Genomic DNA, 21,649 nt, shown 5'->3' on the forward strand with positions numbered 1-21,649 from the left:
GTGACGGGCAGGAGGCAGTTAACAGGCAGCGCAAAGGGTCAGTGTAGCCACTTGGCACACTGATGTCCAGTGCGGGCTTTCGAGACCCTCGCTGCCCTCGTTGTTCTCATCTCCGCTACGCCCTCGCGCCCGGGAGGCGCACGTCAATACTTCCCACTCGTTCACCGATCCATGCCTCGGATCCGGATCGGTTGTGACGACGCGTCCTGAGAATTGCGCGCTGCGTGCGGTTCGTCAAGGCCCCCTGCCCCGGACCTGCGGCCGGAACCGTCACTGCCCGGACACACGGCGCACCCTCCGCCACCGTGGGACACCGCCCTCACCCGGGTCCCGGGCCGGCGCGGTGCACGGAGATGATCACCATACTCGTCGCAGCCCCCGGTGCAAGCCGCCACGAGCCGGCCGTCACGGTACGACAAAGGGCGACCACCCGGTTGGGTGATCGCCCTTCGAAGGTGTCCCGTTACGTCCTGACGGAAGACGAGACGAGCCTCACAGTGTCCTCACGGCGTCGGAACGCCGTTCGGAGCGGCTGCTACGGCTGGAGGGTCACTTGACCTCGACAGCCGCGCCCGCGCCCTTGAGGGACTCGGCGGCCTTCTCGGCGACGTCCTTGGCGACCTTCTCGAGGACCGGCTTCGGGGCGCCGTCCACGAGGTCCTTGGCCTCCTTCAGACCCAGGGAGGTCAGCTCACGCACGACCTTGATGACCTGGATCTTCTTCTCGCCGGCACCCGTGAGGATGACGTCGAACTCGTCCTGCTCCTCGACGGCGGCGGCGTCGCCACCGGCAGCGCCACCCGCGACGACGACCGGCGCGGCGGCGGCGGCGGTGACGTCGAAGCGCTCCTCGAAGGCCTTCACGAACTCGGAGAGCTCAATGAGGGTCATGTCGTCGAACTGCGCGAGCAGGTCTTCCTGGCTGAGCTTCGCCATGATGGCGTCCTTCCACTAATTCGGCTGGTGCCGGATGTACATAGAGGCGGGCGTACGTTCGGCCCGCTGCGACCCCCGCACGGGGCGGTGGTCAATACGCGAGCCGAATTACTCGGCACCGCCCTGCTCGTCGCGCTTGGCACGGAGCGCGTCCACGGTGCGGACGAGCTTCGACGGGAGCGCCTGGAAGAGCACGGCAGCCTGAGTCTGCTTGCCCTTCATGGCGCCCGCCAGCTTGGCGAGCAGAACCTCGCGGGACTCGAGGTCCGCGAGCTTCTTGATCTCATCGGCGGACAGCGCCTTGCCATCAAGGACACCGCCCTTGATGATCAGATTCGGGTTGTCCTTGGCGAAGTCACGAAGACCCTTCGCCGACTCCACCGGGTCACCGGTGATGAAGGCAACCGCCGTCGGACCGTTGAACAGGTCGTCGAGCGAGGAGATCCCGGCCTCGTTGGCCGCAATCTTGGTCAGCGTGTTCTTCACCACGGCGTACTGGGCGTTCTCACCGAGCGAACGGCGCAGCTGCTTGAGCTGGGCCACGGTGAGACCCCGGTACTCGGTCAGCACAGCGGCATTCGAACCGCGGAACTGATCCGCGAGCTCGGCTACCGCGGCAGCCTTGTCGGGCCTTGCCATGAGCGTCGGCCTCCTTCCGGGTGATGAGGACCGCGCGGACCCGAAGGAGGAACTGGGCAAAACGAAACGCCCCGGCGCAGGCGCACGGGGCGTAGCTCGACCGGATGGAATCCGGGAGCTTCTCCACAGTCACCTGCGCAGGTCGTCCGCAGCTAGCGGATCCTTCGGCCGCCGCATCCTCTGACGAGTACGCGGCAACAACCAGCGGTCTTTGGCTTCTCGGGAAGCGTACGCGACGGGTTTGTCCGGAAGCAAATCGTCTCCCGTCCGGACAGCGGACGGGAGACGACGAGGCCCGGCACGGGCGCCGGACCGGGGCGGGAGACGGTCCTTTACAGGCCTGCACCGGCCTTCTTCATGGCCTCGGCGGCCTTCTTGAGCATCTGCGCCAGATCGAAGGTCCGGTCCGCCGGCGGGGGCGTCACGGATGCCTTGGCGCCGTAGTCGGAGTAGTTGGTGACCATGGAGATCGGACCCTCCTTGGTCTTCATGGAGATGTCCGTCTTCACCGGCAGACCGTTCTTGTTCACCCAGACCTGGGCGTCGTAGGAGGTGATACCCGCCTCCTTCAGATCCTTGACGAGCCGAGCCCGCTCGCGCTTGTCGAGGACAATGGACTCGTTGGCGGCCACCAGCTCCGCGACGGAGATGGTCCCCTTGTAGTGCTGGGTGTCGACGCCGTCCAGCTTCACCGGGCCAGCGTGCTTGATGCTCTTGGACTCCAGCAGCAGGGCGAGCTGCTCGGCCGGGCTCTGGTCGATATTGTCCAGGCCATTGGTCATCTGCTTCTGCAGCGCCGCGTCACCGGACATCTCGGCCGCGGCACCGACGTCCATCTTCAGCCAGCGCTTGCCGTCCATCCGCTTGGCCAGCTCGGCACCGGCATCCAGGTACATGACGTTGTCCAGCCACATCATGCGGATCTGCTCGGGAGCGCCGGGGGCCGCCGCGAAGGCGTCGCCGGACATGGTCATGTCCATCAGCGTCGGGTCCCAGCCCATGACACCGGAGAGCTTCATCTCCCCGCCGCCGCCCAGCTCCTTCGAGTCCGGCATGGTCATCACCATGTCGACCTTGGCGGACTTCGCTTCCTCGGTCTTCGTGTACGAAGCCTTGAGCACCTTGGTCAGCTGGGCACCGGACTGCAGCTTGGTCCCGGCGCCGTTCTTCGCGTCCTCGCCACCGCACGCCGACACCGCGGCGATCACGGCAACGGCCGTCAGGGAGAGGCCCGCACGCCTCCGTATGGACTTGTTCATGACCCGCCCTTGTTCCTCTTGATGTCTTCTCCGTGAACTCTTCGAACCGTAACCCATGGCACCGACAGCTATATCCGGGTACGGCAACAGCCGGGGAACGCACCGGTCCCCGTGCCTCCGAAGAGGCACGGGGACCGGTGTCAACCCTGCGCGAACCCGCGGCCGGCGTCTGATCAGACGGCGGCCGGGTCCTCCTCGACGAGGAGGTTGCGGGTGCGGTTGGAGTCCAGCGGGATGCCGGGGCCCATCGTCGTGGTCAGGGTCGCCTTCTTGATGTAGCGGCCCTTCGCGGCGGACGGCTTCAGACGGAGGATCTCCTCCAGCGCCGCGGCGTAGTTCTCCACCAGCTTGGTCTCGTCGAACGACACCTTGCCGATGATGAAGTGGAGGTTCGCGTGCTTGTCGACACGGAACTCGATCTTGCCGCCCTTGATGTCGGTCACGGCCTTCGCGACATCGGGGGTGACGGTGCCGGTCTTCGGGTTCGGCATCAGACCACGCGGACCGAGCACCCGGCCGAGACGGCCGACCTTGCCCATGAGGTCCGGGGTGGCGACGACGGCGTCGAAGTCCAGACGGCCCTTCGCCACCTCGTCGATCAGCTCGTCGGAGCCGACGATGTCGGCGCCCGCGGCAACCGCGGCCTCGGCACGGTCACCGGTCGCGAAGACCAGGACCCGGGCGGTCTTGCCGGTGCCGTGCGGAAGGTTCACGGTGCCACGGACCATCTGGTCGGCCTTGCGCGGGTCGACGCCCAGACGCAGGGCAACCTCGACGGTGCCGTCGAACTTGGTGGACGAGGTGTCCTTGGCGAGACGGACGGCCTCCAGGGGCGCGTACAGGCGCTCCCGGTCGATCTTGGCGTCCGCGGCGCGGAAAATCTTGCTGCGCTTCACTTCTGCTCCTGTTGTGTTTCAGGTGTGGAGTCGTGGTGCGGGCCAGCGCTTGGCCCTACCACCGAAAGGTCAGGGGGCGGCTGCGGCGTTCTGCCGAAGCCTTCCCGGGGTAACGTCCCGGGGCGATGTACCGCCCGGTCGTCAGCCCTCGACCGTGATGCCCATGGAACGAGCCGTACCCGCGATGATCTTCTCCGCGGCGTCCAGGTCGTTCGCGTTCAGGTCGGGCATCTTGGTCGTGGCGATGTCGCGGACCTGGTCGCGGGTGAGCTTGGCAACCTTGGTCTTGTGCGGCTCGCCGGAGCCCTTGTCCACACCAGCGGCCTTGAGGATCAGCTTCGCGGCCGGCGGAGTCTTGGTGACGAAGGTGAAGGAACGGTCCTCGTAGACCGTGATCTCCACCGGCACGACCATGCCACGCTGCGACTCGGTCGCGGCGTTGTAGGCCTTGCAGAACTCCATGATGTTGACGCCGTGCTGACCCAGGGCCGGGCCGACCGGCGGAGCCGGGTTGGCCGCGCCGGCCTGGATCTGGAGCTTGATAAGCCCCGTGACCTTCTTCTTCTTGGGAGGCATTGCTCTCTCCGGGTCCTAGTGAGAGTTTTCAGCACTCCACCCGATCATCCGGATGGAGGCATACCGCCCAACGATAACGGGTATAGCCGGACGGTTAAAAACCGACAGGTCAGGACCCCCGTGAAGGGCGGTCCTGACCTGGTCGGAAGCTCTGTGTCAGTTCTTCTGGATCTGGTCGAAGCTCAGCTCGACCGGGGTCTCCCGGCCGAAGATCTCGACCAGACCCTTGACCTTCTTCGAGTCGGCGTTGATCTCGTTGATCGTCGCCTGGAGGGTCGCGAAGGGGCCGTCCGTGACAGTGACGGAGTCGCCGACCTCGAAGTCCAGCACCTGGACCTCGACCTTGCGGGACGGCACCGGCTCGCCCTTGGCCTCGGCGGCCTCGCGGGCGGCCTTCTCCTCCGCCTCCGGAGCGAGCATCTTCACGATCTCGTCCAGGGTCAGCGGGTACGGGTCGTAGGCGTTGCCGACGAAGCCGGTGACGCCCGGTGTGTTCCGGACGACGCCCCAGGACTCGTTGGTGAGGTCCATCCGGACCAGGACATAGCCGGGAAGCTTGTTCTGGCGGACGTTCTTGCGCTCGCCGTTCTTGATCTGGACGATCTCTTCCTCGGGCACTTCGGCCTGGTAGATGAACTCCTCGACGTTCAGCGAGACGGCGCGCTGCTCCAGGTTGGCCTTGACCCGCTTCTCGTACCCGGCGTAGGTGTGGATCACGTACCACTCGCCCGGGAGAAGGCGCAGCTCCTCGCGGAGTGCGGCGATCGGGTCAACCGGCTCCTCGGCCTCGGCGACCTCTTCGTCCTCGGCGGCGTCCGCTTCCGTCTCGGTGCCGTCGTCAGCGTCGGTGTCGGCGTCAGTGGCCTCGACGTGCAGCGCGGCGTCCTCGGCCGGCTCACCGGCGGCCTCGTCCGCAGCTTCCGCCTCGTCCGGGTCGACGGAGTCCGCAGCCTCAACGATGTCGAGCTCGTCCTCGGCGGACTCCACGGACTCGAAGCTCGCGTCGTCCGGCTCGACGGCCTCGTTCAGGTTCGGGTCAGACACGGTGGCTGCTTCTTCCTGGATACAGATGGGTGGAACATGCGGAAAGGACGCCGCCCCGGTACGCACCCGGTGACGCCGCCCTTATTCGCGGGATCAGCCGAAGACGTACGAAACGGCTTCCTGGAACCCATAGTCAATCACGGTCACGAGGCCGATCATGATGACGACGAAGATGATGACCACGGTCGTGTACGTCGTCAGCTGGCTCCGCGTGGGCCAGACGACCTTGCGGAGCTCGGCGACGATCTGCCGGTAGAAGAGCGCGAGACGGCCGAGAGGGCCCTTCTTGCCGCGCTTGCCGCCCTTGCGCGGCTTCTCCTGAGAAGTCGCGTCTTCGGCATCAGGCGTGTCGATGGAGCCCACGGCGTCCGTCACTTTCTCTCACCTGATTCCCGGGTCGTGGCCGTGCCGCGCCCGGTGGAGCCGCACGGCGGTTCAATGAATCTGCGTACATGCGCACACATCCTGGCGAAGGTGTGTGTGTAGCAGGGCCGGAGGGACTTGAACCCCCAACCGCTGGTTTTGGAGACCAGTGCTCTACCAATTGAGCTACGACCCTTTGTGACTTCCCCAACGTACAGCATCCCGGATGGTTCCGGTGCAGCGGTCCGTGAGGGGCCAACGACGAGTGAGTGTACGTGGTCGCGGGGCCGACGTCGAACAGACAACGCCCCAGCGGTTCTTGTCGCCCACCTGCAAAGCTCTGGTTGATCGTTTCTTCGCAGGCCGGGGGCCGGACCCGGCCGGCTCTTCCCGATACCGTCCCCCACCCCGCCGTCCGGGGTGCGAAACGGATGTGCAGCACCGATTCTGCGTCTGGGACCATGGACGTATGAGCGCTGCAACCCCTCCCACCGAGCGCCGGGTCTCCGCGCGCATCGGCGCGATCTCCGAGTCCGCGACCCTCGCCGTCGACGCCAAGGCGAAGGCCCTCAAGGCCGCCGGGCGCCCGGTGATCGGCTTCGGCGCGGGCGAGCCCGACTTCCCGACGCCCGACTACATCGTCGAGGCGGCCGTCGAGGCCTGCCGGACCCCGAAGTACCACCGCTACACCCCGGCCGGCGGTCTTCCCGAGCTGAAGAAGGCCATCGCCGCGAAGACGCTGCGGGACTCCGGCTACGAGGTCGACCCGGCCCAGGTCCTGGTGACCAACGGCGGCAAGCAGGCGATCTACGAGGCGTTCGCGTCGGTCCTGGACCCGGGTGACGAGGTCATCGTCCCGGCCCCGTACTGGACGACGTACCCGGAGTCGATCCGGCTCGCTGGCGGTGTCCCGGTCGAGGTCGTGGCCGACGAGACGACCGGCTACCGGGTCTCCGTCGAGCAGCTCGAAGCCGCCCGCACCGAGCGGACGAAGGTCGTCGTCTTCGTCTCCCCGTCCAACCCCACCGGCGCCGTCTACAGCCGTGAGGACACCGAGGCGATCGGCCGCTGGGCCGAGGAGAACGGCCTGTGGGTGCTGACGGACGAGATCTACGAGCACCTGGTGTACGGCGACGCCTCGTTCACCTCGCTGCCCGCCGTGGTGCCCGGTATCCGCGAGCGGTGCCTGGTGGTGAACGGGGTGGCGAAGACGTACGCCATGACCGGCTGGCGCGTGGGGTGGATCGTCGGCCCCAAGGACGTGATCAAGGCCGCGACGAACCTCCAGTCCCACGCGACGTCGAACGTGTCCAATGTGGCCCAGGTCGCCGCCCTGGCCGCGGTCTCCGGTGATCTGGACGCGGTCGCCGAGATGCGGACCGCCTTCGACCGCCGCCGCCGCACCATTGTGCGGATGCTGAACGAGATCGACGGCGTGGTCTGCCCGGAGCCGGAGGGCGCGTTCTACGTCTACCCCTCGGTGAAGGACCTGCTCGGCAAGGAGATCCGGGGCAAGCGCCCGGCCGGCTCCGTGGAGCTGGCGGCGCTGATCCTCGACGAGGTCGAGGTCGCTGTCGTCCCGGGTGAGGCCTTCGGGACCCCCGGTTATCTGCGGCTGTCGTACGCCCTGGGCGACGACGATCTGGTGGAGGGCGTGTCCCGGATCCAGAAGCTGCTGGCGGAGGCCAAGGCCTGACCCGCCCCGCGGCCGTACGGACGGCCCTCGGCCCGGATTCCCCGGGCCGGGGGCCGTTTTTTCGTTCGGGCAAGCGCCCGATCAGGGAATACGGCTGCCGAGCGGCCGCGCTTGCGGCAGGATCCGAGGATGGAACGTGTACGTGACGTCGGTCTGCTCCCCAAGGCCCATCTGCATCTTCACTTCACGGGCTCGATGCGGCCCTCGACCCTGCTGGAACTGGCCGACAAGTACGGCGTCCATCTGCCCGACGCGCTGACCGGCGGCGAGCCCCCGAAGCTCCGGGCCACCGACGAGCGCGGCTGGTTCCGTTTCCAGCGGCTGTACGACATCGCCCGTTCGTGTCTGCGATCCCCCGAGGACATCCAGCGGCTGGTGCGGGAGGCGGCCGAGGAGGACGTCCGCGACGGTTCGGGCTGGCTGGAGATCCAGGTCGATCCCACGTCGTACGCGCCGATGCTGGGCGGGCTGATCCCGGCGCTGGAGATCATCCTGGACGCGGTGGACTCGGCGAGCCGGGAGACCGGGCTCGGGATGCGGGTCCTGGTGGCCGCGAACCGGATGAAGCACCCGCTGGACGCCCGGACCCTGGCCCGGCTGGCCGTACGGTACGCGGACCGGGGCATCGTCGGCTTCGGGCTCTCCAACGACGAGCGCCGGGGCATGGCCCGCGATTTCGACCGGGCCTTCGCGATCGCCCGGGAGGGCGGGCTGCTGGCGGCGCCGCACGGCGGCGAGCTGGCGGGCCCGTCCTCCGTACGCGACTGTCTGGACGATCTGCGGGCCTCCCGGATCGGTCACGGGGTGCGCGCGGCGGAGGACCCCGGGCTGCTGCGGAGACTCGCGGACCGCGGGGTGGCCTGCGAGGTCTGCCCCACGTCGAACGTGGCGCTCGGTGTCTACGACAAGCACGAGGACGTCCCGCTGCGGACCCTGTTCGAGGCGGGCGTACCGCTGGCGCTGGGCGCGGACGACCCGCTGCTCTTCGGCTCCCGGCTGGCGGCGCAGTACGAGGTGGCCCGGCGCCACCACGGATTCACCGATCCCGAGCTGGCGGCCCTGGCCCGGCAGTCCATCGAGGCGTCGGCGGCCCCTGAGCCGGTGCGCGGGGAGCTGCTGGCCGGGGTGGATGCCTGGCTGGCCGGTCCGTAGCCGGGAGCCGTACAGGACTGTCCGTACGGCTCGGGGCTCGGGGTCCGGGGTCCGGGGTTACGGCCGGGGGTTGCGGATCAGAGGTCGACGCCGACCGTGACCGGTTCGTTGACGAGGGTGACGCCGAAAGCCTCGCGGACGCCCGCCACGACCTCGCGGGCGAGGGCTAGGAGGTCCTCCGTGGTGGCACCGCCGCGGTTCGTCAGGGCCAGGGTGTGCTTGGTGGAGATGCGGGCCGGGCCGCTGCCGTATCCCTTGGTGAAGCCCGCGCGGTCGATCAGCCAGGCCGCGGAGGTCTTGGTGCGGCCCTCCCCCGCCGGGTAGGCCGGCGCCACGGCACCGTCGCCCAGCCGCTCCCTGACCCGGCCGAGGAACGCCTCGTACGCGGTGTCGTCGAGGATCGGATTGGTGAAGAAGGATCCGGCGGACCAGGTGTCGTGGTCGTCCGCGTCGAGGACCATGCCCTTGCCGCCGCGGAGCGCGAGGACGGTGGCACGGACCGCGCCCAGCTCCGCCCGGTCGCCGGCCTCGACACCGAGGGCGCGTGCGGTCTCCGCGTACCGGACGGGCGCGGAGAGCCCCTCCGCGTCCTCCAGCAGGAAGCGGACCCGGAGCACGACATAGCGGTCGGGGTGCTCCTTGAAGAGGCTGTGGCGGTACGAGAAGGCGCACTCCGCGTTGGTGAGGGTGACGGTCTCGCCGCGGTGCCGGTCGTACGCGACCACCTCGGTGATGGTGCTGGAGACCTCCTGGCCGTACGCACCGACGTTCTGGACCGGCGTGGCGCCGGCGGAGCCCGGGATGCCCGCGAGGCATTCGACGCCGGCGAGTCCGGCGGCCACGGTGCGGGCGACGGCGTCGGTCCACACCTCGCCCGCCGCGAGTTCGAGACGGGTGCCGTCGAGCCGGAAGCCGGAGGTGGCGATCCGCAGGGCGGTGCCGTCGAAGCCCTTGTCGCCGATGACCAGATTGCTGCCGCCGCCGATGAGGAGCAGCGGTGTCCCGGTCTCGTCCGCCTCGCGGACCGCCGCGACGACCTCGTCGTCGGTGGTCGCCGTGAGGAGCCGGGTGGCGGGGCCGCCGAGCCGGAAGGTGGTCAGGGGGGCGAGGGGGGCGTCGTGAAGTTCCTGCACGCGGACAAGGGTACGGAACGGGGTCCGGAGCGTTGTGCATCCCGGGGGCGCAGGAGGGCCGGGGCGGCGTAAGGGAGCCGGGGCGCGGACCGGTGTGGTTCGCGCCCCGGCTCGGGGTCGGGGTCAGGGTCAGGGTCCGAGTCGGATACCGGGTCCGGGGTCGGACTCCGGGGTCGGACTCCGGGGTCAGACTCCGGCCCGCTCCCGCTCGGGGGACCGGCTGCCCGTCTCCTGCTCGGGCTCCCGTTCGGCGGCGACGCCCCGGCGGCCCGGGATCAGCAGGGCGGCCACCGCCGCCACGGCCACCGCCGCCACGCCGATCCACAGTGCGGGGACGGTTCCGTCCACGAACGTCTGCGGGGACCCGTAGCCGCCGCGGGCGGCGAACACCGCGCCCAGGGCGGCGATCCCGAGCGCGCCGCCGACCTCCCGCAGCGCGTTGTTCGCCCCGGACGCCATGCCCTGCTCGCCGGGGCGGACGCTGGACATCACCACGCTCGCGGCGGGCGCGAAGAAGAGGGCCATGCCGACTCCGCTGACGATCAGCGCGGGCAGTTGGGCGGGGTAGCTCACCCCGGGCTCCAGGACCAGCGCGAACAGGGCGAGCCCGAGGGCCTGGAGGGCGAGTCCGGCGGCCACGACGGGCCGCCCGCCGATCCGGTCGGAGAGCAGGCCGGCGAGGGGCGCGACGAGCAGCGGCATCGCGGTCCACGGCAGCATCCGGAGTCCGGCTTCGGTCGGCGAGTAGCCGACAACCCCCTGGAGGAACTGGCTGAGCAGGAAGATGGAGCCGAACATCCCCAGGAACATCAGTGCGGACGCCGCGTTGATCCCGGCGAAGCCGCGGTCGCGGAAGAGGCGCATGGGGAGCAGGGGGCGGGCGGCGACCATTCCGTGCCGGACAAAGGCGGCGAGCAGCAGCACCCCGGCGGTCAGGGAGCCCAGGACGGGGACGCTGGTCCAGCCGTCGACATGGCCGTTGATCAGTCCGTAGACGATGCCGAAGAGGCCGCCGCTGGCAAGGAGCGTGCCGGGGACGTCGAGGCGGGCGTCCGGAGCGTACGACTCGGCCAGCCGCAGCCGGGCGAGGACCAGCAGCAGAACTCCGATGGGCACGTTCAGCCAGAAGATCCACTGCCAGGACAGGTGTTCGGTGAGCGCACCGCCGACGAGGGGGCCGCCCGCGACGGCGAGTCCGTTGGCGGCGCCGAAGATGCCGAGCATGGCACCGCGGCGAGCGGCGGGGACCGCGACGGTCAGCAGGGTCATGGTGAGGGGCATCATGATCGCCCCGCCGACGCCCTGGAGCGCCCGGGCGGCGATCAGTCCGTCGATTCCGGGGGCCAGCGCGGCGGCCGCCGATGCGGCGGTGAAGATGCCGAGGCCGACCATGAAGAGCCGGCGGCGGCCGAAGCGGTCGCCGAGTGCGGCGCCGAAGAGCAGCAGGACGGCGAAGGTGAGGGTGTAGGCGCTCACCGTCCATTCCAGCTCGGCTAGTCCCCCGCCGAGGTCGGAGCGGATGGCGGGCAGGGCCGTGGTGACGACGAGATTGTCCAGCGAGGCCATGAATCCGGCGACGCAGGTGATGAGCAGGGTCCAGCCCACGCCGCCGCGGCGGACGTCCGCCGTCGTTTCCGGGTGGTTCTCCTGTGGCTGCCACTTCCGGTGTGCCGTGTGCTCCACGTTTCCCCCAGGGTTTCTTCGAAGGCAAATATTTAGTAATGGATCACTAACTTTTTCCGGCGTACGCCATCCGGGACGTGTCGTACCGGAATGCCGTACGGGCGGAGCCGTACAGGCCGTGCACGGGGGCCTACGGAGTCGTGCGGAGTCGTGCGAACCGTACGGAGTCGTACGGAGTTACGGGGCCATGCGGGCCGTACCCGGTCGTACGGAGTCGTACAACTTCACGGAGTCGTACGGGGAACGTTCCGCACGCTCCTGTGCCGCTACTCCGCGACGGAGCCGGGCGTCATATCGAAGCAGCCCTGCCAGACGCGGTGATCGCCGGGGAAGCCCAGGGACACCAGGGTGTTGATCAGCATCCCGTAGCCCATGAACCGGCCGATATGCTCCCGGTCGCCGCCCAGGGCGCCGCTCGCCAGATCCCAGATCTCCAGCCAGCCCCGCCGTACCGTCTCACCGAACTCGGCGTCCCCCGCGGCCTCGGCGGTCGCCACCGCCACATAGACCTGCATCTGCATCAGCAGCTTCTCGCGGTCGCCGATCAGCCGGAAGTACGCGGCGGCCATCACGGTCTCGGGGTCGCCTTCCGGCGACTCCTCCAAGGCCTCGGTGAAGACCGCGACCATGTCTTCCATACAGCGGTGGGTCGCGGCGAGGAACAGCTCACGCTTGTTCTTGTACAGCCGGAAGAGATACGGCTGGGAGACCCCGACGCGCCGGGCGATGGCCTCGGTCGACGTGCCGTTGTACCCACCGACGGCGAACTCCGAGATCGCCGCCCGGACGACGCTCTCGCGCCGTTCCTCCGCGCTCATTCTGACCATGAGAGTAAGTTAGTAACCAATTACTAACTCGTCAACCCGTCGGCGCCGGCCCGCCTCCGAAGGGAGGCGAACACCCCGGCACCGAGACGCGAAGGGCGCCCTCCGCAGGAGAGCGCCCTTTGTCCCGCCGCCGCCTCCGCCTTCGCCTTCGGGTCCGGCGGGGCGGGCGAGGATCAGGCCAGCCTGACCACCGCGCGGGCCATGCCCAGCACCTTGTTCCCGTCGCTGACCGCGGTGAGATCCACCCGGACGGTGTTCTCCTCCAGCAGGGCCGCGACCTTCCCGCTCACCTCGACGAGCGCGCCCTTCTCGTCGTTGGGCACGACGACGGGCTTGGTGAACCGGACCGAGTAGTCCACGACGGCCCCGGGGTCACCGGCCCAGTCCGTGACCACGCGAATCGCCTCGGCCATGGTGAACATGCCATGGGCGATCACGTTCGGCAGCCCGACCTCGCGCGCGAACTCCTCGTTCCAGTGGATCGGGTTGAAGTCACCGGACGCGCCCGCGTACCGGACGAGTACGGCCCGGTCCACCGGGAACGACCCGGCCGGCAGTTCGGTCCCGACCTCGACGTCCGCAAAGGAGATCTTCGCCGCCATCACGCCTCCTCGGCGCCGCGCGCCACCAGCTTGGTCCATGCGGTCACCACGTGCTCACCGGACTCGTCGTGCACCTCGCCCCGGATGTCGAGCACATCGTTGCCCGCCATGGACTTGATGCTCTCGATGGTGGAGACGACGGAGAGCCGGTCCCCGGCCCGTACCGGCCTGGTGTACGCGAAACGCTGCGCGCCGTGCACCACCCGGCTGTAGTCGAGACCGAGCTGCGGATCGCGCAATACCTCGCCCGCGGCCCGGTAGGTGATCGCGAAGGCGAAGGTCGGCGGGGCGATCACATCGTCGTGGCCGAGCGCCCGCGCGGCCTCCGGGTCCGTGTACGCGGGATTGGCGTCCCCGACCGCGTCCGCGAATTCGCGGATCTTTTCCCGGCCGACCTCATAGGGCGGGGTGGGCGGATAACTCCGCCCGACGAAGGACTGGTCGAGCGCCATCGGCTGGCTCTCCCTCCTGAAATGGTCTGCCGCGAATGATCGTGTAGCCGTCGGCCACGGCAGTCGGCCGCCGGTGGTCTCATGATCGCGCGCCGTCATCCTTGCCGTACCGGCAACGTGGCGTTCCCCACACACCGCTCTGTTTCGCGGTACACGCGTCCGCGGTCGCGCTTCTCCGGACCGTGCCGCTCGGGAACGGGCCGCTGTTCGGGTACCTGGTGGTCCGACCCGTACACCTTCGGCCTGTACACCTTCAGCCCGTACTTCTCCGGCCCGTAGATCGCCGGTACCTGGATCGTCGGTACGTACCGTTCCGAACGCGCGCTGCTGCGGACCCGCGCTGCTCAGGCACGCGATGATCAAACGACACGAGGCCGCCCCCGGACGGGGACGGCCTCGTGTACGAGCCTGGTTCAGCGCGTTTCGCGGTGCGCAGTGTGCGCCTTGCAGCGCGGGCAGTGCTTCTTCATCTCAAGACGGTCCGGGTTGTTACGCCGGTTCTTCTTGGTGATGTAGTTCCGCTCCTTGCACTCCACGCAGGCCAGCGTGATCTTCGGGCGGACGTCGGTGGCAGCCACGTGAGTGCTCCTTGGACGGATGGGAAATTATGACGAACGCATGAAAGGGTAGCCGATCGAAGGACCGACCCCGCAATCGGCTACCGTGTGTAGCGGTGACCGGACTTGAACCGGTGACACAGCGATTATGAGCCGCTTGCTCTACCGACTGAGCTACACCGCTGCGATACCGGATTTCCCCGCCCTCGAAGGGGCGGGGAACTCTGGCATCAGAGCCCCAATACGGAATCGAACCGTAGACCTTCTCCTTACCATGGAGACGCTCTACCGACTGAGCTATTGGGGCGAGCGATGAAGACATTACACGGTCGGTCGCCGTTCGCCCAAATCCGTTTCGCCACCCCGGCTCCGCGTCGGTCACCGATCATGCGCCGACCGCCGGCGGGAGGTCGTCAAGGAGATCCGCAGGGGCGCGCTTGCCCTGCCGCGGCCTGCCCACGGCGGGCTCCGCAGCGCCGGGGCGGCCCGGCTGAGCGCGCCCACCCGACGGCGCTTTCCGGGCCCCTGCCGGCCGCCGCACCACCACTCCGGCCCCCGCGTGTCGCGCCACCCCGTCCCGTACGCCACCCGTGGCCACGCCGGTACGACTATTCCGCTCCTCCTCGAAGCGGGCCCCCGCCGCCCCTAGGCTCGAACCGCACTGCGTGCTCTTCCCCCCTCCCCTCTCCCTCCCCCGTTGCCCAGCCCGCTCAGCCCGTCCCGCTCAGCCCGTCCCGCTTTGTCAGCTCATGCGGTCGGCCCGATCCACAGGCGATCCACAGGAGATCCCCCAGGGGCCGACTACACCTGCACTGCACAGGAGCGCCATGCCCGACAGCCAGCCACGGCCTCCCGACGGCGCCACCGCCGACCCCTCCGCGCTGCTGCTCTGCGGCGCCAGGCTGGCGGACGGCCGCACGGTCGACGTCCGGCTCAGCGGCGGGCGGATCGAGGCGGTCGGCACGGCGGGCAGCCTCGCCCCGCACTGCGCCCGCGTCGACCTCGGCGGCTATCTGCTGCTGCCCGCGCCCGCCGAACCCCACGGCCACAGCGACACCGCGCTGACCGCCGACTCGCCGGGCCCCGTCTCGTACGAACCCGACGATGTCCAGCGACGGGCCACCGAAGCCGCGCTGCTCCAGCTCGGCCACGGGGCGACGGCGCTCCGCTCGCACGTCCGGATCGGGGACGTACAGGGGCTCGGACCGCTGGAGGCGGTGCTCCAGGCGCGCCGTTCGCTGCGCGGGCTGACCGATCTGACGGCGGTGGCCGTACCCCGGCTGCTGACCGGGCTGGCGGGCGCGGACGGGCTGGTGATGCTCCGGGACGCGCTGAAGATGGGTGCCGCGGTGGTGGGTGGCTGTCCGGACGCCGATCCGGACCCGGCGGGCTATGTGGAGGCGCTGCTGGAGGTCGCCGCCGAACACGGCTGCCCGGTCGATCTGCACACCCGCGGCGACGATCCGGCCCGGCTGGCGCGGCTGGCGGCCATGGCGGGCGGGGTACGGCCCGGAGTGACGATCGGCCCCTGTGCCGGGCTCGCCCTGCTGCCGCACGAGGTCGCCGCCCGGGCCGCGGACCAGCTGGCCGCGGCCGGGATCACTGTGGTCTGTCTGCCGCAGGGCGGCTGCGGGGCGATGGAGCAGCGGGGCAGCGCGCCCGTCCGGCTGCTGCGGGCCGCCGGGGTGCGGGTGGCCGCGGGCAGCGGGGCGCTGCGGGACGTGTCGAACCCGGTGGGGCGGGGCGATCCGCTGGAGGCCGCCTATCTGCTGGCGTCCCGGGACGGGCTGCGGGCGGAGGACGCGTACGCGACGGTGGCCGCGGCCGCGCGGGAGGCGATGGGCCTGCCGGAGGTACGGGTGGAGGCGGGGTTCCCGGCCGAGCTGCTGGCGGTGCGCGGGGAGCGGATCGCGGGCGTGCTGTCGCTGGCGTACAGCAGGATCGTGATCCACCGGGGCCGGGTGGTGGCCCGTACCAGCGCCGTCCGTGAGTACTGCGATTCGGCGGTCGCGGTCGCCCTGGAGCTGCCGCGCCAGGGCCGCCCGTAGCCGCGGCGCGGACGGATCATCCGGAGACGGGGTTCCGCAGGGGCGGTCCGGGCAGAGCGCGGGCCGCGGCGAGACGGAGTTGTGGGCGGCACACGGGCCGGTGAAGGAATCGGCGCGGCCGGGCGGGGCGCGGCCTTCCGGCGTACGGTCGTGGCATGCGCATTGTGATCGCTGGAGGACACGGTCAAATCGCCCTGCGACTGGAGCGGCTGCTCTCGGCGGGCGGACACGAAGTGGTGGGCGTCATCCGCTCACCGGAACAGGCCGCCGCACTGCGGGACGCCGGCGCCGAACCCGTCGTACTGGACCTGGAGTCGGCGGGGGTCGACGAGGTCGCCGCGGTACTGCGGGGCGCCGATGCCGCGGTGTTCGCGGCGGGCGCCGGGCCGGGCAGCGGGATCCCCCGCAAGGACACCGTCGACCGCGGTGCGGCCGTGCTGTTCGCGGACGCGGCCGAGCGGGCCGGGGTACGCCGTCATGTGGTGGTCTCGTCCATGCGGGCCGATGCCCGGCACGAGGGGGACGGCCAGTTCGACGCCTATCTGCGGGCGAAGGGGGCGGCCGACGACGACGTCCGGGCCCGGTCCGGTCTCGACTGGACGATCCTGCGGCCCGGCGCCCTGACCGACGACGCCGGGACCGGACTGGTCCGGCTGACGGCGTCGACAGGCCGGGGAGCGGTGCCGCGGGACGATGTGGCGGCGGTCATCGCCGAACTGCTCGACACTCCGGCGACGGCCGGGCTGACCCTGGAGCTGATCAGCGGCTCGGTGCCGGTCGGCGTCGCCGTACGCGATATCGCCGGCAACTGATCCCCTCGCGGTTCCGTCCTGTCCACGGCCGCGGGCGACGAGCCCGCGGCCTCCGGAAGGTTCCACCTCTCGTGAACTCCGACAGCAGCACCGCAGCCCCCGGGTTCCGGCCCGAAATCGTCGACCAACCCGAGCAGTTCTACGTCTGCGTCCGGGCATCGGTCCGCATGGAGCACCTCGCCGTGATCGCCGACCGCCTCGGAGAGCTGATCGGCTGGGCGGCCGCGCAGGGGGCGGAGTTCGCGGGGGCGCCCTTCTTCCGCTTCCGTACGGTCGATATGGCCGGCGAGTCCGATGTCGAGGCCGGGATCCCGCTGACGTCACCGGTGGCCCCCGAACGGGACATCCGGGCGGGGAGCCTCCCGGCCGGGCGGTACGCCACCGTCGTCCGCACCGGGCACCCGGACGGCCTCCTCGACACCGTCACGGCCCTGCGCGCCTGGGCCGACCGCGAGGGCCTGACCTGGGACATGACTCCGCTGGCCGACGGCGCGGAACGCTGGGGCTGCCGCCTGGAGTCCTATCTCACCGACCCCCGGGTGGAACCCGATATGAACAGGTGGCAGATCCAACTCGCCTTCCGCCTGGCCGACTGACCCGGGCCCGGCCTCCGGCCTTCGGCCTCTCGCACCGGGTCGGGGCGAGGTCCGGCGTCCGGCGTCCGGCGTCCGGCGTCCGGCGTCCGGCGTCCGGCGTCCGGCGTCCGGGAGAACGCGAAGGACCCCCGTCCAGTCACTGGACGGGGGTCCTTCTTCACGTGGCGGCGCCAGGATTCGAACCTGGGTAGGCTAAGCCGACGGATTTACAGTCCGCTCCCATTGGCCACTCGGGCACACCGCCATGGGAAATCGCCCGGCCCCGAAGGGGTCGTCGGAGACTGCTTGTCGTGCAGTTCTCTGTGGCGACGACGTAAACGATACCCGATGTGCAGGGGTGCTCCGCCACCGGATTGATCAGCCCTCGGGGCCGGGGCAGCCCGTAGGCTTGCCCGCGTGGTCCGGGAGCCGGGCCGCGTGATTCCGCATCTCGATACAAGGAGCCACAGCACATGGCCGACTCCAGTTTCGACATCGTCTCGAAGGTCGAGCGGCAGGAGGTCGACAACGCCCTCAACCAGGCCGCCAAGGAGATCTCCCAGCGCTACGACTTCAAGAACGTCGGAGCTTCCATCTCCTGGTCCGGCGAGAAGATCCTGATGCAGGCGAACTCGGAGGAGCGGGTCTCCGCGATCCTCGATGTGTTCCAGTCGAAGCTGATCAAGCGGGGGATCTCGCTGAAGGTCCTGGACGCCGGCGAGCCGCAGCTCTCGGGCAAGGAGTACAAGATCTTCGCCTCCATCGAGGAGGGGATCAGCCAGGAGAACGCCAAGAAGGTCGCGAAGATCATCCGCGATGAGGGCCCGAAGGGCGTCAAGGCACAGGTGCAGGGCGAGGAGCTGCGGGTCAGCTCCAAGAGCCGGGACGACCTCCAGTCCGTGATCGCGCTGCTGAAGGGCCAGGACTTCGACTTCGCGCTTCAGTTCGTCAACTATCGCTGAACCGAGCGGCCGGGCATACGGCCGTGTGCCGTCTGCCCCGCCGCACCGGGACCGCCGACGGACACACGGACGCACGCCCGGCCGTTGACCCGCCGGGTGCGGGGCGTCGGGGCAGGAGACAGGTGGTGGGCGACTGTGGGCGTGATGTCCGATTCCCGCCGGCGCGGGGCGCTCTCGGGGCGCAGACTCGAAGGCGTACAGCAGTCACCGTCGCTCCGAGGAGAGGACCGAGCCATGGCCATCACCACGGCGACCCCCGCCGCAGCGTCCCCGCCCGCCGACCCGGCAGCCCCCAGGCTCTGGGCGAGCCTCGACAGCCCGCTCGGGGAGTTGTTGCTGGTCGGCGTGGAGTCGGCCGCCGCTCCCGGTGGGACCGCGCTGGTCTCGTTGTCGTTGCCCGAGCAGAAGGGCGCCGCTACCGTGCAGGAGGGCTGGCGTCACGAACCCGGTGCCTTTACGGAGATCGCCGCGCAGTTGGCCGCGTACTTCGACGGCAGGCTGACCGGCTTCGCCGTGGAGTACGCGGACGAGGGCACCGACTTCCAGCGACGGGTCTGGCGGGCGGTCGACGCCGTTCCGCATGGGACGACCACCACCTATGGGGAGATCGCCCGGCAGATCGGTGCCTCGGGCGCGGCCGTACGCGCGGTGGGTACCGCTATCGGGCGCAATCCGCTGCTGGTGGTCCGGCCCTGTCACCGGATCGTCGGGGCGGACGGCGGACTGCGGGGGTACGCGGCGGGGCTGGAGCGCAAGGAACACCTCCTGGTGCTTGAGGGCGCGCCGGTGTCATGAGTGCGCGGTCCGGGGGGATCCGGGGCCTCGGAGGCTCCCCTGCGCAGCCGGGCGCAGGGGAAGGAGCCTGGGAACTCTTTCCGAGGGAACCGGCAGTGGTCGCACCCGGCGCGGTGCATGTGCCGGGCTGGCTGTCGCTGGAGCGGCAGCGGGAGCTGGTCGAGGCCTGTCGGGACTGGGCGCGCGGCCCGGTGCCGCTGCGCCGTACCGTGCTTCCCGGCGGCGGTGTGATGTCGGTGCGGACGGTGTGTCTCGGCTGGCACTGGCAGCCGTACCGATACAGCCGTACCGCCGATGATGTGAACGGCGCCCGGGTCGCCGATCTCCCGGACTGGCTGGTGGAGTGGAGCCGTTCGGCGCTGGCGGCGGCGTACGGCGTCGGGGCGGGCAGGGATGGACCGGCAGATGCTGCGACCGGCGCGGAGACCGCCGGCTATACCCCGGACACGGCGCTCATCAACTTCTATGACGGCGCCGCCCGGATGGGGATGCACCAGGACAAGGAAGAGCGGTCGGGGGCTCCGGTGGTCTCTCTGAGCATCGGGGACCGCTGTGTCTTCCGGCTGGGCAATACCGAGACCCGGGGAAGGCCCTATACCGATGTGGAGTTGGCATCCGGAGACCTGTTCGTCTTCGGCGGGCCTTCTCGGTTTGCGTACCACGGGGTGCCGAAGGTGTATGCCGGGACGGCCGATCCCCGGTGCGGGCTGAGGACGGGGCGGCTGAACATCACCCTGCGCGAGACGGGCCTGTCGGGGACCGGCTGACCCCGGTGGCCGGGCGGCCGGCCGACGAGGGTGGTGTCAGCGGGAGCGGGAGTGGCCGAAGAGCAGCCGATATCCGACGAGCAGCACCAGGGAGCCGCCTATCGCCGCCAGCCAGGTCGGCCCGTCGAAGAACTGCTTGCTGATGGACCGGTCGAAGAACTCGGCAGAGATCCAGCCGCCCAGGGAAGCACCGACGACACCGAGGAGGGTCGTGATGATCAGGCCTCCCGGGTCGCGGCCCGGCAGCAGCAGCTTGGCTATGGCTCCGGCGAGCAGCCCGAGGACGATCCAGCCGAGAACGCTCATGCTGTGAACTTCCTTCCGTCCATATGGCGCGCCCTGTCGTGGCGGCGCGATTCCGCGGTCTCTCGCAGGCGATGACGCCGGATGACCGGCGGGGGGTTGCGAGCGGTCGGTCGAGTGGTGCGCGTCTGTTACACCCTGGTCAACGTGTTCCTCACCGGCTTCTATCCCGCACTCGGGTGAATACACCCGTTCGAGTGAGGAAGACGGGATCGAACGCCCTCGGCGCGCAGGTCGGGGCCGGCGGCGGGTGGTGAGGGTCCGGGAGTCAGCGGACGGCGAAGGGCTGGTCGGTGGGGACGATTTCCTTGCCGAGCGGCATCAGGGAGACCGGGATCAGCTTGAAGTTCGCCAGGCCCAGCGGGATACCGATGATGGTCAGGCAGAGGACGACGCCGGTGACGATATGACCGAGGGCCAGCCACCAGCCGGCCAGGACCAGCCAGAGGACGTTGCCGACGCACGAGGGGGCGCCCGCGTCGGGGCGGTCGACGACGGTGTGGCCGAAGGGCCAGAGGGCGTAGACGCCGATCCTGAAGGCGGCGATGCCGAAGGGGATGCCGATGATCGTGATGCAGAGCAGGACGCCCGCGAGCAGATAGCCGAGGAACATCCAGAAGCCGCAGAGTATGAGCCAGATGATGTTGAGGACGGTCTTCATGGCTGCCTACCTGCCATCTCTTCGAGTCGGGCGATGCGCTCGGCCATGGGCGGATGCGTGGAGAAGAGCTTGGCGCCCCGGCCCGGGCGGAAAGGGTTGGCGATCATCATGTGGCTCGCGGTCTCCAGCCGGGGCTCGGGCGGCAGCGGAAGCTGCTTGGTCCCGGCGTCCAGCTTGCGCAGGGCGCTGGCGAGGGCGAGCGGGTCGCCGGTGAGCCGGGCGCCCGAGGCATCGGCCTCGTACTCCCGGGAACGGCTGACGGCGAGCTGGATGATGGCGGCCGCCACCGGGCCGAGGATCATGATCAGCAGCATGCCGAGCAGTCCGGGGCCGTCGTCGTCGGAGCGGCCGACGGGGATCAGCCAGGCGAAGTTCACCAGGAACATCACGACGGAGGCGAGGGCGCCGGCGACCGAGGAGATCAGGATGTCGCGGTTGTAGACATGGCTGAGCTCGTGGCCGATGACTCCGCGCAGTTCGCGTTCGTCGAGGATGCGGAGGATGCCTTCCGTGCAGCAGACGGCGGCGTTGCGCGGATTGCGGCCGGTCGCGAAGGCGTTCGGTGCCTGGGTGGGGGAAATATACAGACGGGGCATGGGCTGGCGGGCGGCCGTCGAGAGTTCGCGGACCATGCGGTAGAGCGCGGGGGCCTCGAATTCGCTGACGGGGCGGGCGCGCATGGCGCGCAGGGCCAGCTTGTCGCTGTTCCAGTAGGCGTACGCGTTGGTGGCGAGCGCGACGAAGAGCGCGACGATCAGTCCCGTACGGCCGAAAAAACTGCCGATGACGAGGATGAGTGCGGACAGTCCCCCGAGGAGTACGGCGGTCTTCAGCCCGTTGTGCCGGCGGTGCACGGTACGCCCTCCAGATGGTGCGGCAGGGGAACCCCTTACTGGTGGTGCTCCACCCTC

The 21,649-nt window shown here is 69.7% G+C and carries 24 protein-coding genes and 4 tRNA genes; 8 read left to right on the forward strand and 20 right to left on the reverse strand.

Going from position 1 to position 21,649, the window contains the following annotated elements; genetic code table 11:
- Positions 1 to 549: 549 nt before the first annotated feature.
- From rplL to ACIQ9E_RS17690, 8 genes are all read right to left on the reverse strand, one after another.
- On the reverse strand, positions 550 to 936 hold the full coding sequence (gene rplL, locus ACIQ9E_RS17655) for a 50S ribosomal protein L7/L12 (RefSeq protein ID WP_403707767.1): 387 nt from the start codon (positions 934 to 936) through the stop codon (positions 550 to 552).
- Positions 937 to 1,044: 108 nt separating this feature from the next.
- On the reverse strand, positions 1,045 to 1,575 hold the full coding sequence (rplJ, locus tag ACIQ9E_RS17660) for a 50S ribosomal protein L10 (RefSeq protein ID WP_006347262.1): 531 nt from the start codon (positions 1,573 to 1,575) through the stop codon (positions 1,045 to 1,047).
- Between the two features lie 332 nt (positions 1,576 to 1,907).
- On the reverse strand, positions 1,908 to 2,834 hold the full coding sequence (locus ACIQ9E_RS17665) for a hypothetical protein (protein ID WP_403707769.1): 927 nt from the start codon (positions 2,832 to 2,834) through the stop codon (positions 1,908 to 1,910).
- Positions 2,835 to 3,007: 173 nt separating this feature from the next.
- Positions 3,008 to 3,730 carry a 50S ribosomal protein L1 gene (rplA, locus tag ACIQ9E_RS17670; protein WP_403707771.1) on the reverse strand — a complete coding sequence of 241 codons (723 nt, stop codon included), beginning with the start codon at positions 3,728 to 3,730 and terminating at the stop codon, positions 3,008 to 3,010.
- A gap of 141 nt (positions 3,731 to 3,871) precedes the next feature.
- Positions 3,872 to 4,306: a 50S ribosomal protein L11 gene (gene rplK / locus ACIQ9E_RS17675; protein ID WP_003956479.1), complete on the reverse strand. Its 435-nt coding sequence runs from the start codon at positions 4,304 to 4,306 to the stop codon at positions 3,872 to 3,874.
- A gap of 156 nt (positions 4,307 to 4,462) precedes the next feature.
- The gene (gene nusG / locus ACIQ9E_RS17680) at positions 4,463 to 5,350 is read right to left on the reverse strand and encodes a transcription termination/antitermination protein NusG (protein WP_403707773.1); all 888 of its coding nucleotides are present in this window, start codon (positions 5,348 to 5,350) and stop codon (positions 4,463 to 4,465) included.
- A 93-nt stretch (positions 5,351 to 5,443) separates the two neighbouring features.
- Positions 5,444 to 5,725 (reverse strand): preprotein translocase subunit SecE, encoded by a 282-nt coding sequence (gene secE / locus ACIQ9E_RS17685; protein ID WP_403707775.1) that lies wholly within the window; start codon positions 5,723 to 5,725, stop codon positions 5,444 to 5,446.
- 111 nt (positions 5,726 to 5,836) lie between these two features.
- Positions 5,837 to 5,909 (reverse strand) — tRNA-Trp (locus tag ACIQ9E_RS17690).
- Positions 5,910 to 6,182: 273 nt separating this feature from the next.
- Between ACIQ9E_RS17690 and ACIQ9E_RS17695 the strand changes: the two genes are divergently transcribed.
- Both ACIQ9E_RS17695 and ACIQ9E_RS17700 read left to right on the forward strand, forming a co-directional pair.
- Positions 6,183 to 7,409: a pyridoxal phosphate-dependent aminotransferase gene (locus ACIQ9E_RS17695; protein ID WP_403707777.1), complete on the forward strand. Its 1,227-nt coding sequence runs from the start codon at positions 6,183 to 6,185 to the stop codon at positions 7,407 to 7,409.
- A gap of 129 nt (positions 7,410 to 7,538) precedes the next feature.
- Positions 7,539 to 8,561, forward strand: a complete 1,023-nt coding sequence (locus ACIQ9E_RS17700; RefSeq protein WP_403707779.1) for an adenosine deaminase — start codon at positions 7,539 to 7,541, stop codon at positions 8,559 to 8,561.
- A 77-nt stretch (positions 8,562 to 8,638) separates the two neighbouring features.
- Here the strand turns inward: ACIQ9E_RS17700 and ACIQ9E_RS17705 are convergent, their stop codons facing one another.
- The 8 genes from ACIQ9E_RS17705 to ACIQ9E_RS17740 form a co-directional block, all read right to left on the reverse strand.
- A complete protein-coding gene (locus tag ACIQ9E_RS17705) occupies positions 8,639 to 9,694 on the reverse strand; it encodes a UDP-N-acetylmuramate dehydrogenase (protein WP_403707781.1) in 1,056 nt (351 codons plus the stop codon).
- Between the two features lie 186 nt (positions 9,695 to 9,880).
- Positions 9,881 to 11,299: a DHA2 family efflux MFS transporter permease subunit gene (locus ACIQ9E_RS17710; protein ID WP_403708153.1), complete on the reverse strand. Its 1,419-nt coding sequence runs from the start codon at positions 11,297 to 11,299 to the stop codon at positions 9,881 to 9,883.
- Positions 11,300 to 11,643: 344 nt separating this feature from the next.
- A complete protein-coding gene (locus tag ACIQ9E_RS17715; protein ID WP_403707783.1) occupies positions 11,644 to 12,204 on the reverse strand; it encodes a TetR/AcrR family transcriptional regulator in 561 nt (186 codons plus the stop codon).
- 173 nt (positions 12,205 to 12,377) lie between these two features.
- Positions 12,378 to 12,806 (reverse strand): MaoC family dehydratase, encoded by a 429-nt coding sequence (locus ACIQ9E_RS17720; RefSeq protein ID WP_403707785.1) that lies wholly within the window; start codon positions 12,804 to 12,806, stop codon positions 12,378 to 12,380.
- A complete protein-coding gene (locus ACIQ9E_RS17725; protein ID WP_403707787.1) occupies positions 12,806 to 13,258 on the reverse strand; it encodes a MaoC family dehydratase N-terminal domain-containing protein in 453 nt (150 codons plus the stop codon). Before ACIQ9E_RS17725 ends, ACIQ9E_RS17720 begins: the two co-directional genes overlap by 1 nt.
- A 413-nt stretch (positions 13,259 to 13,671) precedes the next feature.
- Positions 13,672 to 13,836 (reverse strand): 50S ribosomal protein L33, encoded by a 165-nt coding sequence (rpmG, locus tag ACIQ9E_RS17730; protein WP_006347275.1) that lies wholly within the window; start codon positions 13,834 to 13,836, stop codon positions 13,672 to 13,674.
- Positions 13,837 to 13,926: 90 nt separating this feature from the next.
- Positions 13,927 to 13,999: transfer RNA gene (locus ACIQ9E_RS17735), tRNA-Met, on the reverse strand.
- 50 nt (positions 14,000 to 14,049) lie between these two features.
- Positions 14,050 to 14,122: transfer RNA gene (locus ACIQ9E_RS17740), tRNA-Thr, on the reverse strand.
- A 520-nt stretch (positions 14,123 to 14,642) separates the two neighbouring features.
- Between ACIQ9E_RS17740 and ACIQ9E_RS17745 the strand changes: the two genes are divergently transcribed.
- From ACIQ9E_RS17745 to ACIQ9E_RS17755, 3 genes are all read left to right on the forward strand, one after another.
- Positions 14,643 to 15,863, forward strand: a complete 1,221-nt coding sequence (locus ACIQ9E_RS17745) for an amidohydrolase family protein (RefSeq protein ID WP_403707789.1) — start codon at positions 14,643 to 14,645, stop codon at positions 15,861 to 15,863.
- 155 nt (positions 15,864 to 16,018) lie between these two features.
- The gene (locus ACIQ9E_RS17750) at positions 16,019 to 16,675 is read left to right on the forward strand and encodes an SDR family oxidoreductase (RefSeq protein WP_403707791.1); all 657 of its coding nucleotides are present in this window, start codon (positions 16,019 to 16,021) and stop codon (positions 16,673 to 16,675) included.
- Between the two features lie 71 nt (positions 16,676 to 16,746).
- Positions 16,747 to 17,271 carry a GyrI-like domain-containing protein gene (locus ACIQ9E_RS17755; RefSeq protein ID WP_403707793.1) on the forward strand — a complete coding sequence of 175 codons (525 nt, stop codon included), beginning with the start codon at positions 16,747 to 16,749 and terminating at the stop codon, positions 17,269 to 17,271.
- Positions 17,272 to 17,433: 162 nt separating this feature from the next.
- On the opposite strand, the gene ACIQ9E_RS17760 is transcribed toward ACIQ9E_RS17755, so the two are convergent.
- A tRNA-Tyr gene (locus ACIQ9E_RS17760) sits at positions 17,434 to 17,515 on the reverse strand.
- Between the two features lie 208 nt (positions 17,516 to 17,723).
- On the opposite strand from ACIQ9E_RS17760, the gene ACIQ9E_RS17765 reads away from it, so the two are divergent.
- From ACIQ9E_RS17765 to ACIQ9E_RS17775, 3 genes are all read left to right on the forward strand, one after another.
- Entirely contained in the window at positions 17,724 to 18,212 is a 489-nt protein-coding gene (locus ACIQ9E_RS17765; protein ID WP_403707795.1) for a YajQ family cyclic di-GMP-binding protein, read from the forward strand.
- Between the two features lie 234 nt (positions 18,213 to 18,446).
- Complete coding sequence (locus ACIQ9E_RS17770) at positions 18,447 to 19,007, forward strand: methylated-DNA--[protein]-cysteine S-methyltransferase (RefSeq protein ID WP_403707797.1); 561 nt, start codon at positions 18,447 to 18,449, stop codon at positions 19,005 to 19,007.
- The gene (locus ACIQ9E_RS17775; protein WP_403707799.1) at positions 19,004 to 19,774 is read left to right on the forward strand and encodes an alpha-ketoglutarate-dependent dioxygenase AlkB family protein; all 771 of its coding nucleotides are present in this window, start codon (positions 19,004 to 19,006) and stop codon (positions 19,772 to 19,774) included. Before ACIQ9E_RS17770 ends, ACIQ9E_RS17775 begins: the two co-directional genes overlap by 4 nt.
- A gap of 36 nt (positions 19,775 to 19,810) precedes the next feature.
- Here ACIQ9E_RS17775 and ACIQ9E_RS17780 read toward each other — a convergent pair whose 3' ends face one another.
- From ACIQ9E_RS17780 to htpX, 3 genes are all read right to left on the reverse strand, one after another.
- The gene (locus ACIQ9E_RS17780) at positions 19,811 to 20,080 is read right to left on the reverse strand and encodes a GlsB/YeaQ/YmgE family stress response membrane protein (protein WP_403707801.1); all 270 of its coding nucleotides are present in this window, start codon (positions 20,078 to 20,080) and stop codon (positions 19,811 to 19,813) included.
- Positions 20,081 to 20,345: 265 nt separating this feature from the next.
- The gene (locus tag ACIQ9E_RS17785) at positions 20,346 to 20,738 is read right to left on the reverse strand and encodes a YccF domain-containing protein (RefSeq protein ID WP_403707802.1); all 393 of its coding nucleotides are present in this window, start codon (positions 20,736 to 20,738) and stop codon (positions 20,346 to 20,348) included.
- Positions 20,735 to 21,592 carry a zinc metalloprotease HtpX gene (gene htpX, locus ACIQ9E_RS17790; RefSeq protein WP_006347300.1) on the reverse strand — a complete coding sequence of 286 codons (858 nt, stop codon included), beginning with the start codon at positions 21,590 to 21,592 and terminating at the stop codon, positions 20,735 to 20,737. The genes ACIQ9E_RS17785 and htpX overlap by 4 nt, the downstream gene beginning before the upstream one ends.
- Positions 21,593 to 21,649: the final 57 nt, after the last annotated feature.

It is taken from the genome of Streptomyces sp. NPDC094448 (assembly GCF_044763775.1).
Classification (GTDB): Bacteria; Actinomycetota; Actinomycetes; order Streptomycetales; family Streptomycetaceae; genus Streptomyces.